12 protein-coding genes are annotated in these 17,384 nt (G+C 46.0%); 11 read left to right on the forward strand and 1 reads right to left on the reverse strand.

Going from position 1 to position 17,384, the window contains the following annotated elements; genetic code table 11:
* Positions 1 to 51 precede the first annotated feature (51 nt).
* The 5 genes from H6F63_RS12260 (at position 52) to H6F63_RS12280 (ending at position 9,816) form a co-directional block, all read left to right on the forward strand.
* A complete protein-coding gene (locus tag H6F63_RS12260) occupies positions 52 to 912 on the forward strand; it encodes a nitrate ABC transporter ATP-binding protein (RefSeq protein WP_190637835.1) in 861 nt (286 codons plus the stop codon).
* Positions 913 to 1,034: 122 nt separating this feature from the next.
* Positions 1,035 to 3,248, forward strand: coding sequence for a nitrate reductase (locus H6F63_RS12265; RefSeq protein ID WP_190637699.1), 2,214 nt, complete (start codon positions 1,035 to 1,037; stop codon positions 3,246 to 3,248).
* Positions 3,249 to 3,648: 400 nt separating this feature from the next.
* Positions 3,649 to 5,214 carry a ferredoxin--nitrite reductase gene (locus tag H6F63_RS12270; RefSeq protein WP_347276789.1) on the forward strand — a complete coding sequence of 522 codons (1,566 nt, stop codon included), beginning with the start codon at positions 3,649 to 3,651 and terminating at the stop codon, positions 5,212 to 5,214.
* An 85-nt stretch (positions 5,215 to 5,299) separates the two neighbouring features.
* The gene (locus H6F63_RS12275) at positions 5,300 to 7,522 is read left to right on the forward strand and encodes a nitrate reductase (RefSeq protein ID WP_190637703.1); all 2,223 of its coding nucleotides are present in this window, start codon (positions 5,300 to 5,302) and stop codon (positions 7,520 to 7,522) included.
* Positions 7,523 to 8,307: 785 nt separating this feature from the next.
* Positions 8,308 to 9,816 (forward strand): NarK family nitrate/nitrite MFS transporter, encoded by a 1,509-nt coding sequence (locus tag H6F63_RS12280; protein ID WP_190637705.1) that lies wholly within the window; start codon positions 8,308 to 8,310, stop codon positions 9,814 to 9,816.
* A gap of 174 nt (positions 9,817 to 9,990) precedes the next feature.
* Here the strand turns inward: H6F63_RS12280 and H6F63_RS12285 are convergent, their stop codons facing one another.
* Positions 9,991 to 10,488 (reverse strand): hypothetical protein, encoded by a 498-nt coding sequence (locus H6F63_RS12285; protein WP_190637707.1) that lies wholly within the window; start codon positions 10,486 to 10,488, stop codon positions 9,991 to 9,993.
* A gap of 712 nt (positions 10,489 to 11,200) precedes the next feature.
* On the opposite strand from H6F63_RS12285, the gene H6F63_RS12290 reads away from it, so the two are divergent.
* From H6F63_RS12290 to H6F63_RS12315, 6 genes are all read left to right on the forward strand, one after another.
* Positions 11,201 to 12,556, forward strand: a complete 1,356-nt coding sequence (locus H6F63_RS12290) for a chloride channel protein (protein ID WP_190637709.1) — start codon at positions 11,201 to 11,203, stop codon at positions 12,554 to 12,556.
* Positions 12,557 to 13,059: 503 nt separating this feature from the next.
* On the forward strand, positions 13,060 to 13,512 hold the full coding sequence (locus H6F63_RS12295; protein ID WP_190637711.1) for a nitrate reductase associated protein: 453 nt from the start codon (positions 13,060 to 13,062) through the stop codon (positions 13,510 to 13,512).
* Positions 13,513 to 13,706: 194 nt separating this feature from the next.
* On the forward strand, positions 13,707 to 14,636 hold the full coding sequence (locus tag H6F63_RS12300; RefSeq protein ID WP_190637713.1) for a peptidoglycan-binding protein: 930 nt from the start codon (positions 13,707 to 13,709) through the stop codon (positions 14,634 to 14,636).
* 247 nt (positions 14,637 to 14,883) lie between these two features.
* A complete protein-coding gene (locus H6F63_RS12305) occupies positions 14,884 to 15,765 on the forward strand; it encodes a TIGR02587 family membrane protein (RefSeq protein ID WP_190637715.1) in 882 nt (293 codons plus the stop codon).
* Positions 15,762 to 16,190: a TIGR02588 family protein gene (locus H6F63_RS12310; protein ID WP_190637717.1), complete on the forward strand. Its 429-nt coding sequence runs from the start codon at positions 15,762 to 15,764 to the stop codon at positions 16,188 to 16,190. Before H6F63_RS12305 ends, H6F63_RS12310 begins: the two co-directional genes overlap by 4 nt.
* Positions 16,191 to 16,247: 57 nt before the next feature.
* A complete protein-coding gene (locus H6F63_RS12315) occupies positions 16,248 to 17,372 on the forward strand; it encodes a serpin family protein (protein WP_190637719.1) in 1,125 nt (374 codons plus the stop codon).
* Positions 17,373 to 17,384 lie beyond the last annotated feature (12 nt).

Consider the following 17,384-nt stretch of genomic DNA (forward strand, 5'->3'; position numbering starts at 1 on the left):
TAATGGCTGATGGCAAAAACAATTAGTAATCCTTCATCCCCCATCCTTCTCATGCAAACTGTAAACAACAGCAACACCTCATCAGTTAGTCCTCAGCCGTCAGCCTTCAGTCCGGTAATCAACCGCGACCCGTATTTGGTAATTGAGAATGTCTCCAAAGTCTATCCTTCTGCCCAAGGGCCATGCACCGTTCTAGATGGGGTAAACCTCACCGTTTACGAAGGCGAATTTATCTGCCTGATTGGTCACTCTGGTTGTGGCAAATCCACACTGTTAAACATGGTGTCAGGTTTCAACAAGCCGACTCATGGAGAAGTGCGCCTGCAAACTGCGACAATTCGCGAACCAGGCCCAGATCGGATGATGGTGTTTCAAAATTATTGTCTCCTCCCCTGGATGACTGCCTTTGATAACGTATATTTGGCAGTAGATTCCGTCTTTCCAGACAAACCTCATAAAGAAAAAGTCGCCATCGTTAAAGAACATTTGGCGATGGTGGGACTCACCGAAGCCGCTGACAAAAAGCCAACCCAACTATCTGGCGGGATGAAACAGCGGGTAGCGATCGCCCGCGCCCTTTCCATACGCCCTAAAGTTCTGATTTTAGATGAGCCTTTCGGCGCATTAGATGCCATCACCAAAGAAGAATTACAAGAAGAACTCCTGACAATTTGGCGGGAACATCGGGTAACAGTCTTAATGATTACCCACGACATCGACGAAGCGCTGTTTTTAGCAGATCGGTTAGTAATGATGACCAACGGACCAAAAGCGAAAATCGGCGAAGTCTTGAATATTCCCTTCTCTCGTCCCCGCAACCGCGCCCAGATCATGGAAAATCCCGAATACTACAACTTGCGTAACTACGCCCTAGACTTCCTGTATAACCGATTTGCTCATGACGATGAATAGTCATTGGCTAATTGAAGGATGGCTAATAGCTAATAGCTTCTCTAACTCTGCGCCCTCTGCGCCTCTGCGGTTCATTTTCTTCATCAAATAGGACTGCTAAATTAGCAATAAACTATAGACTAATGACAACTGACACTACAAAAACCCTTTGCCCTTACTGCGGTGTTGGTTGCGGACTGGAGGTGTCACCTCCAGCACAACCAGGTAAAGCAGTAAATAGGGATAGTCAAGGAACTCCCATCTGGAAAGTGCAGGGCGATCGCACTCACCCTTCCAGTCAGGGTATGGTGTGTGTCAAGGGTGCAACCGTTGCCGAGTCTCTGTCCAAAGACCGACTTCTGTATCCAATGGTGCGCGACTCCCTAGACGAACCCTTCCGCCGCGCCTCCTGGGAAGAAGCTTTAGATCGTGTGGCGAGTCGGATTAAAACCGTTCTCTCGACTCAAGGGCCAGAAGCCGTCTGTATGTATGGCTCTGGACAACTGCAAACAGAAGATTACTATGTTGCTCAGAAACTCCTTAAAGGGTGTCTGGGTACCAATAATTTTGACTCCAATTCTCGCCTGTGTATGTCCTCCGCCGTGGCGGGTTATTCTCAGAGCTTTGGAAGCGATGGCCCTCCCTGCTGCTACGAAGATTTAGATGTAACCGATTGTGCCTTTATCATTGGTAGCAACACGGCAGAATGTCACCCAATTATTTTTAACCGCCTGCGGAAACACCACAAGAAAAATCCCAAGGTGAAAATGATTGTGGTCGATCCCAGAAAAACTACCACAGCGGAAGCAGCAGATTTACACTTAGCGATAAAACCAGGGACTGATATCGATTTACTCAACGGTATCGCCCACCTGTTGATGCGTTGGGGCAGAATTGATACTTTTTTCATTGACGAATGCACCTCCAATTTTCCGGCTTATGCTGAGGTGATTCAACACTATCCGCCGGAAGTTGTCGCCAAACGGTGCGGCATATCCGTAAAGGAACTGGAAACAGCTGCTCGCTACTGGGCTGATTCTGAGCGGGTGCTGTCTATGTGGTCGATGGGCGTGAATCAGTCTTCGGAAGGGACTGCCAAGGTACGGACTATTATTAATCTGCACCTGATGACTGCTCAGATTGGTAAACCGGGGAGCGGCCCTTTTTCCCTGACAGGTCAGCCAAACGCGATGGGCGGACGGGAAACTGGGGGACTTTCCCACATCCTACCAGGGTATAGAGTGGTAAAAAATCCCCAACATCGCGCCGAATTAGAAGAATTTTGGCAACTTCCCGCCGGACAGATTTCGCCTGTTCCAGGTTTGGCGGCGTGGGACATCATCACGGGTCTGGAAACTGGCGATGTCGGAATGCTCTGGATTGCAGCAACTAACCCGGCTGTGAGTTTACCCGATTTGGAACGTTCTAAGGCAGCGTTAATGCGATCGCCTTTTACGGTATACCAAGACGCATATTACCCCACGGAAACTGCCGAATTTGCTCATGTCCTGCTTCCTGCCGCGCAGTGGAGCGAAAAAACTGGGACAATGACTAACTCTGAGCGAGTTGTCACTTTATGTAAAGCGTTTCGTACTCCTCCCGGTGAAGCGAAAGCCGATTGGAAAATCTTTGTGGAAGTAGCACTGCGACTGGGCTTTGGCGACAAATTTCCCTACTCTACCTCAGCTGAAGTTTACGACGAATATGCTCAGGTGACACGCGATCGCGTCTGCGATATGAGTGGCATCAGTCACGCACGACTAGCAGCACAAGGCCCGCTACAATGGCCCTTCCCAAAGGAAAAGCAATCTACACTCCCGGCTGTGAAGCGGTTATATACAGATGGGCGCTTTCCTTCGCCTGATGGACGGGCGCGTTTTGGGGCATACCATTCATGCGGTTTGGCAGAACCACCAGATCCAGACTATCCCTTTGTCCTAACTACAGGCAGACTTTACGGCCATTGGCACACCCAAACCCGCACGGGACGGATTGATAAAATCAAGCAGATGCACCCGAATCCATTTATTGAGATTCATCCCCGCGATGCTGCCAATTTAGATGTTCAGGAGAATGATTTGGTGGAAGTGCAAACTCGTCGCGGCACATCTCGTTTTCCAGCTAAAGTAACAAAAGCAATCTCCCCCGGAACTGTCTTTGTCCCGATGCACTGGGGCGCACTTTGGGCAGACAAGGCAGAAGCTAATGCCCTGACTCATCACATATCCTGTCCCGACTCGCTGCAACCAGAATTAAAGGCTTGTGCGGTGAAACTTGTACCTGTTGCTGCCCAAAAATCTGAGGGAGGTTATTTGCGTTGTGACACTAAATCCCCGGCTTTTTCTTCACGAGTTTAGCTTGGTAGAAATTTGTGAAAAATTAGTCCTTTTTGGCGGAACGAACCGCCGAGGCGCTGAGGGCGCTGAGGGAGAGAAGCAGACATCCAATGAGAGTTTTAGCAATCTTCCAAAAGAAAGAGTTAAAAAATTATAAATATTTCAAAAGGTGGGTTCTAAGGAAATAGGCATCTTCTGTAGCAAAGTCTACCGATTCCTGGCATAAGAGGGCATAAGGTTAGATAAAAATCTGGCTAGATTGTCCGATAAATAGCTGTTGAGGCGAGTCGCGCACTCGCTACATACATAATATGCAACGAGGCTAAAACTTATGACGGAAGCAACCGAAGTACCAGGAAAGGTAGGTAAAGCTCAGGTGGAAGCGAACGGCTCCCCAGCAACCGTCGAATCATCTGAAAATTTGACAAATGCAGGCGAAGCAACACCAACCCAAAACAAATTTGAAAGGATTAAATCCGAAAAAGATGGTCTGGTATTAAAGCAAGAACTAGACTATTTAGCAAAGATTGGCTGGGAAGCGATGGAAGAAGCCGATAGAGACTATCGGTTGCGAGTTTTGGGTTTATTTTACCGCACGGTGACACCAGGCAAATTTATGCTGCGGATGCGGCTGGCGAATGGAATTTTAAGTGCTTACCAAATGCGGGTTTTGGCTGAAATTGTGCAGCATTACGGAGATGAGGGAAACGCCGATATCACCACACGGCAAAATATTCAACTGCGACAGATACGCCTTGAAGATGTACCAGACATCTACCGAAAATTAGAACAAGCTGGATTAACATCGGTTCAGTCTGGTGTGGACAATGTTCGTAATATTACGGGTTCACCTTTAGCAGGAATCGATCCAGATGAATTGATCGATACGCGGGGATTGTGTCGCATGGTGCAGGACATGATCACTAATATGGGCAAAGGGAATCCAGAGTTTACGAATTTGCCAAGAAAATTTAATATTGCGATCGCAGGTTGTCGTGACAATTCAGTTCACGCCGAACTTAACGATATTGGTTTCATCCCGGCTTACAAAAACGACACCATCGGCTTTAATGTCATCGTCGGCGGGATGTTCTCACCCAAACGTTACGAAGCTTCAGTTCCCATGAATGCTTGGGTTCCACCAGAAGACGTGGTGGCTTTGAGTCGAGCAATTTTAGAAGTTTACCGCGACCACGGACTTCGGGCAAATCGGCAAAAGTCGCGGCTGATGTATCTGATTGATAAATGGGGAATTGAGAAGTTTAGAGAAGAGATAGAAAAACGCTTTGGTGAAATTGCCGGAATACCTTTACAATCGGCTGCTGAAAAAGATGAATTCCTGTGGGAAAAGAAAGATTACATCGGAGTTTATAAACAGAAGCAACCTGGATTAAACTTTGTGGGGTTACATATTCCCGTCGGTCGGATGTATGCCCAAGATATGTTTGACTTAGCCAGAATTGCCGAAGTGTATGGTAGTGGGGAAATTCGCTTTACAGTCGAGCAAAATTTGATTATTCCCAATATCCCCGATACTCGTATGGAAGCGTTTTTAAAAGAACCACTTTTAGAACGTTTTCCAGTTGATCCAGAAAACTTGATGCGCGGGTTAGTTTCCTGCACGGGAAGTCAATTCTGCGGTTTTGCACTAATAGAAACCAAGAACCGCGCTTTGGCTTTTGTAAAAGCATTGGAAGCCGAATTAACTTTACCTCAACCAATACGAATTCACTGGACGGGATGCCCCAATTCCTGCGGTCAACCGCAAGTGGCAGATATTGGGTTGATGGGAACAAAGGGACGCAAAAATGGCAAAGTAGTCGAAGCCGTGGATATCTGGATGGGCGGAAAAGTGGGCTATGAAGCTGAACTTGGTAGCCGGGTGATGAAATCGATTCCCTGCGACGATCTTAAGCCAGTGCTGCGAGATTTGTTGGTTGAACACTTTGGGGCAAAACCTAAGCAGTCATTAGTTCTTAGTCGTTAGTTTGTTGCTAATGGGTAATAGGTAATTCTTAACTGCCATTAGCCATTAGCAAATGACTAATTACCAATAACAAATAACTAATAATATGAGTGATTTAATCAAAACGCTCTGCCCTTACTGTGGTGTTGGGTGTGGTTTAGAAGTTTCGCCGCCAGCCCAAGCTAACCGGGAAACGAATCGAGATAGTAAAGGCAATCCTGTCTGGAAAGTTCGGGGTGATCGCGCTCATCCTTCGAGTCAGGGTATGGTATGTGTCAAAGGAGCCACAGTTACAGAGTCTATCAGTAAAGACCGACTGATGTATCCAATGATGCGCGATTCCCTGGATGAACCTTTCCGTCGCGCTTCTTGGGACGAAGCCTTAAATGCGATCGCAAGTCGCATTAAAACTGTGCGCGATACTTCTGGTGCAGATGCAATCTGCCTCTATGGTTCCGGTCAATTCCTCACGGAAGACTATTATCTTGCCCAAAAACTTTTTAAAGGTATTTTGGGTACTAATAACTTTGATACCAACTCGCGTCTGTGTATGTCTTCCGCCACAGCCGGGTATTATTACAGCTTAGGTTCAGACGGCCCCCCCTGTTGCTACGAAGACCTGGAATTAACAGATTGTGCCTTTATCATCGGTTCCAATACGGCAGAATGTCACCCGATTATCTTCAACCGACTGCGGAAACACCACAAGCAAAACAAGAATGTCAAAATGATTGTGGTCGATCCGCGCCGCACCACCACAGCTGAAGCCGCAGATTTGCATCTGGCAATTCGACCAGGTACAGACATCGATCTACTCAATGGTATTGCTTATCTGCTGCTGCGTTGGAACCGTCTCAACATCGAATTTGTAGACGAATGCACTACAGGTTTTCCATCCTACACTGAGGTAATTCAGCAGTATCCGCCGGAAGTTGTCTCTGAACGATGCGGTATTTCCATCCATGACTTGATAACAGCCGCAAAAGCTTGGGCTGAATCGAAGCGTGTGCTGTCTATGTGGACAATGGGTTTAAACCAGTCTTCAGAAGGTACCGCCAAAGTGTGCAGTCTGATCAATTTGCACCTCATGACTGGTCAAATTGGCTTTCCCGGAAGCGGCCCTTTTTCGCTGACAGGTCAGCCGAACGCGATGGGAGGAAGGGAAGTTGGCGGTTTGGCGCATCTTTTACCTGGGTATCGTTTGGTAAAAAATGAGCAGCACCGAACTGAAGTTGAGCAGTTTTGGGGATTACAACCTGGGAAAATTTCGCCCGTTCCCGGCCGCAGCGCTTGGGAAATTATTACTGGACTAGAGACGGGAGAAGTACAATTTTTGTGGATTGCGGCGACTAACCCAGCCGTGAGTATGCCGGATCTGGAACGGACAAAAGCCGCCCTCAAGATTTCGCCTTTTACTGTCTATCAAGACGCTTACTATCCTACAGAAACTGCCGAATTTGCTCACGTTTTGTTACCAGCAGCGCAGTGGGGCGAAAAAACTGGCACGATGACCAATTCTGAGCGAGTAGTAACGCTTTGTCCAGCTTTCCGTCCGCCAGTAGGACAGGCGAGAGCAGATTGGGAAATCTTTGCAGAAGTCGGTCGTCGCTTGGGATTTGCTGAACACTTTGCTTTTACTTCTTCAGCGGAAGTTTATGCGGAATTTGTGCAGTTGACACGCGATCGCGTCTGCGAACAAACTGGCATCAGTCATGCACGGTTAGCAGCACAAGGCCCTATACAATGGCCCGAACCGGACAAAAAAGAACTGCAATCTTTACCCAAGGCGGTGAAAAGGCTGTATACAAATTCCCGTTTTTCCACGCCTGATGGAAGGGCGCGTTTTGTTGCCCATCATTCACGGGGTTTAGCAGAACCACCAGATCCAGACTATCCCTTTGTCCTCACTACTGGCAGACTTTACGGACATTGGCACACTCAAACCCGTACTGGACGCATTGAGAAAATTCGGCAGATGCACCCGAATCCGTTTATTGAGATTCATCCCCGCGATGCTACAAAGCTGGGTATTCAGGAGAACGATTTGCTGGAAGTCCGAAGTCGTCGTGGTACATCCAGATTTCCAGCTAAAGTCACAAAGACAATTTCCCCTGGAACTGTCTTTGTCCCCATACACTGGGGCTTTCTTTGGGCAGACAAGGCAGAAGCCAACGCCCTTACCCATCCAGTCTCTTGTCCTCAATCCCTGCAACCAGAGTTAAAAGCCTGTGCGGTGCAACTTGTACCCGTTGCAACCCAGATGGATTCATCTGAGTATCTGCCGTCAAACGCTTATTCTGAGACTTTTTCTCCACCAATTTCGGTTTGAGGAAAAGTCTTTTACCTCCTCAGCCCCTCCGCAACGGGGGGAAGGATGGCATCAAAATAAAAACGCTAGGGCAGGTGGAAGATATGAGTTAACAAAAACATCAAAATAGTGGCAACTTTTCTATTATCTCAAGATTAATTGTAAGTTAAGCCCTTGGAATGGATGCTGTTGGTATCCTATAACCCTTATTAGTTTGTGGGGAATGGTTGGGTGATCAGGAAACCCAAGGAATTCATGAGTGCTGTTGGGTTTCACGTTGTTCAACCATTCTCTAGGTAGGGTTTGGATTTTTAGCTTTCAGTAAACTGTATTGGATTATAAATTAGCAGATGTTTAGAGGACGCGATCGCTTCGGACGCGCCAACTTGTTGTGATAACACAAATTGGGCTTTTTGGGGTTGTATAGCACAACGCATTAGGCACTTTTTGCATCCTATGGTTGCGTAAATTGCAATACTGGATTAGCTAATAATTATAAAAATAGATTCAATTATCAAAATAAAAGAGATTTAAAAATAATTTGAACTTTGGTAACAAAGTATACGAAAATCCTACACAAACCTAATTAATCTAACAGGAAAGCCTTCTCTAGAACAAAATGAAATCAATTACCTGCATTTCAACTCAAATCCCTAAAAAAAAATTGATATTGAACAATTAAAGAACGCCTAAGTATTCAAAATTAGTTTTTGGGTAAACAAAAGTTTTGTTTTTACTAAGTTTATGCCCAATCTAGTTGTGAGAGGAAGACTGTTGTACTTTGTTTTAAAAAAGGAGATTTTTAAATGTCTGGAGTATGGTCATTTAGCGGTCGATACCGCATCTTACACTTAACCTGGTTTGCTTTCTTTCTGACATTTGTGGTTTGGTTTAACTTTGCCCCATTTGCCACAGCAGTGAAAGACGATTTGGGTTTAACGGAACCACAACTTAGAACTTTGGCTATTTGTAATGTCGCTCTCACAGTTCCAGCCAGAATTATTGTGGGGATGATATTAGATCGCTTTGGCCCTCGGATTACCTATTCATGTCTGCTAGTTTATGCTGCCATACCTTGTTTAGCGTTTGCCTTGGCACAGAACTTTGAACAATTAGTTTATAGCCGCTTGGCATTGAGTATTGTTGGCTGTGGCTTTGTGATTGGTATCCGAATGGTGGCGGAGTGGTTTCCTGCCAAAGAAATTGGCTTAGCGGAAGGCATCTATGGCGGCTGGGGTAACTTTGGGTCGGCGGGTGCTGCGTTCACTTTACCGACTATTGCCGCCGCCGTCGCCTTTTTAAGTGCGGGTCAAGTTAACTGGCGGTTTGCGATCGCACTCACCGGAATTGTTTCCGCTATTTACGGGGTAATTTATTACTTCAACGTCCAAAATACGCCCCCCGGCAAAGTTTACGAGCGCCCAGAAAGCAGCGCGGGGATGGAAGTCACAACTCAGAAAGATTTCTGGTTTATGATGCTGATGAACATTCCCTTAGTTGGGGTTTTGGGCTTAATTGCTTGGCGTTTAAATCGAGTTAACTTCATCAACACTACGCAACTGTATACCGCTTGGTTTCTGCTGGTCTGCTTATATGCGTTCCAGTCCTACAATTGCTGGAAAGCCAATAAGAAATTGATGAATGGTACAAAAAGATATCCTGCTGAAGAACGCTACAAATTTTCGCAAGTAGCTAATTTAGAATTGGCTTACCTCGCTTGTTTTGGTTCTGAGCTGGCAGTTGTTTCCATGCTGCCTACATTTTTTCAAAGAAGCTTTGGCTTAACGGCGGCGATCGCTGGGGCAGTTGCTGGAACTTACGCATTTATGAACTTAGTAGCTCGTCCAGGTGGTGGTTTGATTTCTGACAAAATCGGAAGCCGAAAATGGACGCTGGCGGCGACGCTGGCAGGCACCGGAATGGGGTATTTAATATTTAGCAGTTTGGGTGGTAATATACCGCTTTTGGTTGTAGTAATTATGACCATGATTGCTTCCTTCTTTGTGATGGCAGCAGAAGGAGCAACTTACGCGATTGTGCCGCTGATTAAGCGGCGAGTGACGGGACAAATTGCTGGTAACGTCGGTGCTTACGGCAATGTGGGGGCGGTAATTTTCCTCACTGTATATAGCTTGTTACCTCAAGGTGCTGCGGGCGATCGCATCTTTTTCCAGATGCTAGGCTTAGTTGGCTTAATTGCAGCTAGTTTTTGTGCATTCTTCCTCAAAGAACCGGAAGACTCTCATGAAGGTGAAGAAGCAGAAGTTTTATCTCCAAAAACTGAAGTTTTTTCCCACGAACAGGAACGACATTAATTTCAACTACTACCAAATACAGCCACACCCTACAAGGGTGTGGCTACACAAACAAAGCCCGCGAAAGCGGGCTTTATACGCGAGAGGCACGATTAACTGAAGAGAGCGCAAGCTCTCGTGTACAGTCATCGGGCTTCAGTCTTATTTTTCTAAAAGTGGAAGGCTACCAAGGGATTAGTTTTGGGTAGTTTGCTTCCACAACTTCTCCAAAACCTCTATTTTCTGATTGAGAGCCGTAGTGCGATGAAGGCAATACTTGTCATACAACAATATTCCTACACAAGCGCCACTAGGAATAAGATAGGTAAGCCAGAGAAGGATATTTGCAAGTGACTCTTGCTCTTGGGGAGTAAGCATTTGCAAATTAATAGTGACAGTAGATGATTTTAGGCTTTCAGGTGCTTGGTTAGGAGCCGAAGCGCGATCGCTAGTCTTTTCCACCTCGCACAGCAAACGCTCTCCCTGTTTTACACAGGATAAATGCTGTACCTGTTCTGCATCTAAAACCGGCTCCACGCTAGCCGCAGATGCGCTCGCACAAGCAAGCAATCCCCAAGCCGCTAAACACGCAGCTAGAAAATTAAGTTTGAATTTCATAGCTGATTGAACGCCTGTTGGGCTGTTCGACAAGCTGAAAGCGTTAAACCGTGCCTGTGTTATACCTAAAACCATTTTCCCTGCCTTCCCTGCTGCACAAATTTTAAAAGTATTTTGTAGTCATTGATACTATTGTACATTTCTGGGACTAGACATTCATCACCAGATCGGGGCAATTTTGGAATTGCCTCGATCAGGAAGGCTTGCTAACAATACATCTCAGTTAGTGATGAAAAGGCTAGGCAGGAGCGAGTCTTAACCCAGTATTGGGTTTGGGAAGCGATCGCGTCTGTGGAAAATGCGGTTTGAGCTAACCCGGATGCAAGTTTGGCGTCCGGGTTATGTCATCTATTTTTAACTTCAGCCCTAAAAGCTACTTTCAATACATTTTCACTTTTACTGCTTGGGTAGGTTTAATTGTCTAGAGATTTGAAAAAGGCCATTCATTATTTCAGAGGATGTCTGAAAAGTCATAATCGAGACGCTTAGACGGTGGAGATCCCCCTTGCATCCCCCTGAAAAAGGGGGACTAAGACTTGATTCTCCCCCCTATGAATTGGGGGGTTGGGGGGCTCAAGCTAACTTTTGACACTTCTGGGACATCCTCTCAACTATCTGGGGAAAAACAGCGGATTTCTTCTCAAAGAACCCCAGACAGTTAATTAGGAAAATTTCCTAGACGATGCAGCAATAATCGGGCATTAGCAATTTTTCCCCTCGTTCTTTGTCTCCAACTACAAACGAGAAACTCTTCTGATTCGATGGCTACTAAAATTGAGGATATTTCATGTCATCAAATGCTCAATCTCAAACAACGGCGGCCGATACACTACAAAGTAGCGATCGCGAACTTACCTACCAGCAAACAATCCTTTGTGCCGCAGTAATTGGCATTGCTGGAGGATTAGTTGCAACAGCTTACTACTACGTGCTGGAAGGAAGTTTACATTTTGTCTGGCACACACTTCCTGATGTTCTCAACCCCTACTTCCCCAGCAACTTCCCCGCATGGAATTACGTGTGGATAGCCACTACCATTGGCGGATTTCTGGTTGGTGTTACGCTGCACTTAATGGGACTTCCTGGTGAAGTTTCTTTTGTCGTCGATAAAGTACACGATCCAGGGCGAATTTCTGTGCGCCAAACTCCAGCGATGATTCTAGCATCCTTATTTTCGATTACCGCAGGCGGTAGCGCTGGCCCAGAAGCCCCACTTGTACAGATTAATGGCAGTTTTGGCGGCTGGCTTGGTCAAAAGCTCCATCTAACCCTGACAGCGACCCGCGTGCTGACCTTTTGCGGGATGAGTGCTGCCCTTGGAGCCTTCTTCGGTGCGCCTCTTGGCGGCGCACTCTTCGCCTTGGAACTTCCCCATCGTCGAGGCTTGGAATACTACGAAGCCCTAATCCCAGCCGTACTTTCAGCGATTTTGAGCTTTGTTGTGTTTCGGTTTAACACCGGGTTAACGATTGGTGGGATGTACCACTTTGCTGCTATTCCGAAACTGTCGCTAACTAATTTAGCTCAGGGTGCAATGCTAGGAATATTAGGGGCGCTAATTGCTGTCATCTTTATTTATCTATTCCGGATGATCGGACATCTGAGTGAGTACCTGCGACACCAGACAATTCTACTGGCCACGCTGGGAGGATTATCAATTGGTTTGATTGCTTTGGTTTTCCCCCAAACGCTGTTTTTTGGCGAGAAAGAAATTCAAACCGTCGTTGAAACAGGTTCTACTTTTGGGATGACGATGTTGCTTGCGATCGCTTTTGCGAAAATGTTAGCGGTATGTTGCACCCTGCACTCTGGTTTCCGGGGTGGATTCATCTTTCCGCTGTTTTACATTGGTGCGGCGGTGGGTTTAGCTATTTCACTGGCTTTCCCCGCAATCCATCCGACAATTGGGATGATTTGCATGATGGCGGCGGTGAATGTGGCGGTGACAAAAACGCCCATCAGTACCACTGTAATTTTGGGCGTCCTCTCCGATACAGCGATGGTTCCGGTGCTGGTAATTGCCAGTTTTGTCAGTTTCCTGTTGACCACTCAAGTATCATTGATTAAAACGCAGCGATCGCGTACTGTCTTTGGCGGAAAATCCCCGGAAGTAAGATTACCTGCTGGTGTTGCAAATACTTAAGAATGTAGCATTTCTCAGTCAGGTGGAAGATATCGCGGTTCTTTTGTTTTTGTCACCTTGGTAGGGACATGGCAATGCCATGTCCCTACAGATGTATCCCACCCAACCGTGGAATTGTTATAGTAGGTTGTTGCTTTTAGTCCAAAAACCCAACGTAATATCAGTATTTTTTGGGTAACACTACATCTAATCCCTCAATCTCCTTAAAAAACCGCCCCAAATTTGAGTGTAGGCACTTACCCAAATCTTCGGGCAAGACAAGGGACTAAGAAAAGCCATTAGCTTAGCGGTAAAAAAGTGAATTGCTATTAGTTTCTCAACCAGGGAAACCCGCGCATGGGGGTGGCTCCCTAACCTACAATTATTCTTAACTTCAGTTTTGGAATCAATCGTCGGAGTAACGAACAAATTCGATGTTGGCAAAATCACGCGCGCGATGTTTTGGGAAGAATTAATCTCCTCAAAAATGGCTCCAAAATCCAAAATCCAAAATCTAAAATCAAATGGCTGATTTCTTTCAATTTGAAGCAGACTTCGTAGATTCGCTACGCTGCATTCCCATGCAAGTGCGGATGAAACTAGACACTTGCGGCGTAAAATTAAAATTACCCCACTGGTATCAATTTAGCCAAGCTGAGCGTCAATCTGTGGTAGATATGCCCTGCACCACACCAGACGAAATTCAAGCATATCGCCAATTTCTCCACCAGCGCGTTATCGAACACACAGGCATTCCCCCAACTGACTTGCCAGTAGAACCTCACCCCCCCTGGATGGATGCAATCAACGTGCCAGATAGTATTCAGGAAAAAGCAGCTGAATTAGGGGTAACGGTGACTCGCCAACAGTGGGCAGCCTTGACTCCCGCCCAACGCTTTGCCCTAATTAAACTCAGTCGCCCCAGTCACGAAAACATGAACTTTTTACCAGCACTCAAGGAATTTCACCTAATGTAAGGCATCAAGAAATGTAAAAAATCTTCCTCCAACCTTGCTACAGCATAATTATTTGGTTAAAAATGAGGCGCTTAGAGTGCATTTACGCTCTTATTCTGGCGTTGCACCTTCAAATAATGTTCTTGTAGGGTGGGCTTTTGCCTGCCCTACTACTCGTAATTCATCTGCCAGTAAGCATTAGAGGAAGTATCAAAATGCCTTTCACCGCTAGCGTCATTTCAGCCCAAGAATGGGGAGCCAGACCTCCTAAAAAGTGGCCTGCCGAAACAGTGCCTAAATACGTCATTATTCACCACACCGATACGCCAAATTCCCCAACTGATATCTCGAAAGCAACTGTGGATGGAGCTAAAAGATTTGCCAAAAGTGTCCAGAATACACATATGGATGTTTTTGGATGGGATGATTCCGGTCACAACTTCTTAAACACAACTGGGGGCATTCTTTTAGAAGGAAGACAGGGTTCTTTAGCAAAAGTCAAGCGGGGTTTATGCGTTAAATCAGCTCATTCTGGCAACCCGGTTGGTAACGAATCACCGGGAATAGAAAATGAAGGCAGGTTCATGACCTACCAAATGGGCGAAAAACAATGGAATAGCTTAGTGGAATTATGTGTTTCGATTTGCGATTCCTGCAAAATTTCTCCTGACAATATCAAAGGACATCGAGACTTTTCTGCTACTGATTGTCCTGGTGATTGGTTATATGCTCAACTGCCACGTTTACGTCAAGCTGTGCGCCAAAAGTTGTCTACAGGAGGTGTGCCGCTAACTGATGACTCTTTAAGGGTAGGAGCTAGTGGTGCAAAAGTAAAAGAGTTGCAGCAGTTGTTGAAAGACAGAGGCTTTAATCCTGGGCCAATTGACGGGAGTTTTGGTAGCGGTACAGAAACCGCTGTAATTGCTTTTCAAAAGTCGCAAGGGCTAAAGGCTGATGGAATTGTTGGTACTACTACCTGGAATGCGTTAACAAAACCTGCTACACCGCCTCCAATTAATCTGGTTAATATGTGTAAATATTACCAGGGATTGCCTCACCAAGATGATGCGATGGAGTGGCTGCAAACGCAAGTTCCTAAAGCAACTCTGGAAGAGTTTGCCAAAAGATGGCGTAACCAAAAGTAATAATTGAGTAGGGTGGGCAATGCTCACCCTACGGAATCTTAATTAAGGAAAATTTACACATAGTAGGGGCAATAAGAAGAATACAAAGCCTCCTAATCTTCGTTACTAAGGTAAGTATAGGAACGAGGAATAAATCTAAATATCACAGTTTTATTTAAAATTTAGGTGCGATGTTACGTTGCGACTACCGCACCCTATACCTAAAAGTGGATGCCATTTAGAGGCAGCATTTTTTAAAATTTTCATCATGTACAAACACACTCGAAAACGTAAAGCCGAAAATATATGGTCGAAGGAATGCAACGACCTAATTCGGGGCGCAGCGGGTGGGTTTTTATTTGGAATTCCGCTGCTGTATACGATGGAAGTTTGGTGGATAGGATCGTTTACCAAACCGCCCGTACTTTTGGGGGCGATCGCATCCAGTTTTGTTGGAGTTTTTCTGCTAAATCGTACCGAAGGATTCCGCAAAACCAAGGGAATTAAAGCAAGTGATGCACTGATGGATAGCGTGGAAGCGATCGCTATCGGCATCGTCTGCGCTACTATTATCCTGATTTTGTTGCGCGAAATCACCCAGGATACCTCGTTGAGTGAGGCTGTGGGAAAAGCGATTTTCGAGGGTATCCCATTTTCGCTAGGTGTGGCGCTTTCTCGTGCCTTGTTGAGTGGCGATCGCTATCAGGCTTCAGATGGTCAGGATACGCCTCCACCCGCAAACCAAACCAGCATCAATGCCACGCTTGCAGACATCGGTGCCACTTTAATCGGTGCCACCATCGTTGGTTTTAATATTGCGCCGACTGACGAAGTACCAATGCTTGCCGCCGCCTCCTCACCCCCTTGGCAGCTGGCTATTATCGCTGCATCGCTGTTGATTTCTTATGGCATCGTGTTTCAGGCTGGCTTTACTGGTGAAGGCAAGCGCATCAAGCAGCGAGGTCTTTTTCAGCGTCCCCTGAGTGAAACTGTTATGTCCTATTTAGTGTCGCTTTTTGCCGCAACATTGATGTTGTGGTTCTTCCACAAGTTAAGCTTTGACGATCCGTGGCAAACTTGGTTGAGCTACATATTATTACTAGGACTACCAGCAACAATTGGCGGTGCTGCCGGAAGGTTAGCCGTATGACTCAGACAAATCAAGACAGCAATTCATCAGAAAAAGAGGAAAAGCAACCGCAGCGATCGCCTGCGGAATGGACTAGCTTTGGTATAGCTACATCTATTTTGGCGGCGCTCGTCGGGCTGCTGCTTTATAACTGGGTTAACGATAAAGATCGTCCACCAGTTCTATCAGTCACGCCCAACGCTGAAATTAGGCAGGAACAAGGGCAATTTTACGTCCCATTTGAAATTACCAACTCTGGCGGAGAAACAGCAGAATCAGTGCAGATTATCGCCGAATTGCGCGTCAATGGGGAAGTGGAGGAAACTGGGGAACAGAATATCGACTTTCTCTCCGGCGGTGAAAAACAAGAAGGCGCATTTATCTTTAGCCGCAACCCCCAAGAAGGCGAATTAATCTTGCGAGTGGCTAGCTACAAATTACCCTAAAAATTTAATTATTGACAGCTTTAAATCGCCTTGTTATGAGTAGGGAAAGTTAGCTGAATGAAAAATAAAGTTGTTGCTGCTAACACTAAATTTGCCTTTAAGCTTTTTGGGAAACTTACAAAACAGGAACCTGACAAAAACATCTTTATCTCGCCAGCAAGTGTAGGTATCGCTCTGGCGATGACCTATAACGGTGCTGTGGGACAGACACAAGCGGCAATGGCGATCGCTTTGGAATTGCAAGAAATGAGCTTGCTACAAGTCAACGAAGCTAATGCACAGCTATTGAAGACGCTAGAAAACTTGGACGGTCAGGTGGAGTTAGCGATCGCTAATTCACTTTGGGCGCAGCAGGAATTCCCGTTTAAGCGAGATTTTTTACAACGAACTCAGGATTTCTACAAAGCCAAAGTTACCAATCTCGACTTAAGTGCTGCCGATTCGCTGGCAACTATTAACAACTGGGTGAGCAAAAATACCAACGGCAAAATCAAGACAATACTCAACAAACTCAACTCCCAAACGATTTTAATCCTGATCAACGCCATCTATTTCAAAGGTATTTGGACAAACCCTTTCGACAAAGAAAATACGCACAATAGAGTTTTTACCCTGCTTGATGGCACGCCCACACAGCACCCGATGATGTCTCTGGACGAAACCGACCACCGCTACTATCGAGGTGATAACTTTCAGGCGGTCAGCTTGCCTTATGGTACTGGACGGGTGAGTATGTATATCTTCCTCCCAGATCAAGATTCAAACCTGGAAGCATTCCACACCAATCTGAACGCTGAGAACTGGGAGAAATGGATGAACCAGTTCGACAAGATGAAAGGAAAGGTCATTTTACCTCGCTTTCAATTGGAGTATGAAGTAGAACTCAAAGATGCCCTGATTGCCTTGGGCATGGGAGCAGCTTTTGAGGAGGGAAATTTTGACCAGATGTGTGGGGAACCCGTTTGTGTGGGAAAGGTTATCCACAAAACCTTTTTAGAAGTCAACGAAGAAGGCACCGAAGCCGCCGCCGTCACTGCTGTGGAGATGGAAAGAGGACTTTCAGCACCAACTTTTACCATGATTGTTGATCGCCCATTCTTCTGCTGCATCCGGGACAATCAAACTGGAACTGTGCTATTTATGGGTTCAATCGTGGAGCCAAAATCTCCAACATCCGATTAATAAAGCAGGAGT

This window comes from Trichocoleus sp. FACHB-40, from assembly GCF_014695915.1.
Lineage (GTDB): Bacteria > Cyanobacteriota > Cyanobacteriia > Cyanobacteriales > FACHB-T130 > Funiculus > Funiculus sociatus.

What these genes read in the sequence shown, in the direction of transcription:
- H6F63_RS12260 (WP_190637835.1), top strand. Translation starts at nt 52, where the DNA reads ATGCAAACTGTAAACAACAGCAACACCTCATCAGTTAGTCCTCAGCCG.
- H6F63_RS12265 (WP_190637699.1), top strand. Translation starts at nt 1,035, where the DNA reads ATGACAACTGACACTACAAAAACCCTTTGCCCTTACTGCGGTGTTGGT.
- H6F63_RS12275 (WP_190637703.1), top strand. Translation starts at nt 5,300, where the DNA reads ATGAGTGATTTAATCAAAACGCTCTGCCCTTACTGTGGTGTTGGGTGT.
- H6F63_RS12280 (WP_190637705.1), top strand. Translation starts at nt 8,308, where the DNA reads ATGTCTGGAGTATGGTCATTTAGCGGTCGATACCGCATCTTACACTTA.
- H6F63_RS12285 (WP_190637707.1), bottom strand. Translation starts at nt 10,488, where the DNA reads ATGGTTTTAGGTATAACACAGGCACGGTTTAACGCTTTCAGCTTGTCG.
- H6F63_RS12290 (WP_190637709.1), top strand. Translation starts at nt 11,201, where the DNA reads ATGTCATCAAATGCTCAATCTCAAACAACGGCGGCCGATACACTACAA.
- H6F63_RS12295 (WP_190637711.1), top strand. Translation starts at nt 13,060, where the DNA reads ATGGCTGATTTCTTTCAATTTGAAGCAGACTTCGTAGATTCGCTACGC.
- H6F63_RS12300 (WP_190637713.1), top strand. Translation starts at nt 13,707, where the DNA reads ATGCCTTTCACCGCTAGCGTCATTTCAGCCCAAGAATGGGGAGCCAGA.
- H6F63_RS12305 (WP_190637715.1), top strand. Translation starts at nt 14,884, where the DNA reads ATGTACAAACACACTCGAAAACGTAAAGCCGAAAATATATGGTCGAAG.
- H6F63_RS12310 (WP_190637717.1), top strand. Translation starts at nt 15,762, where the DNA reads ATGACTCAGACAAATCAAGACAGCAATTCATCAGAAAAAGAGGAAAAG.
- H6F63_RS12315 (WP_190637719.1), top strand. Translation starts at nt 16,248, where the DNA reads ATGAAAAATAAAGTTGTTGCTGCTAACACTAAATTTGCCTTTAAGCTT.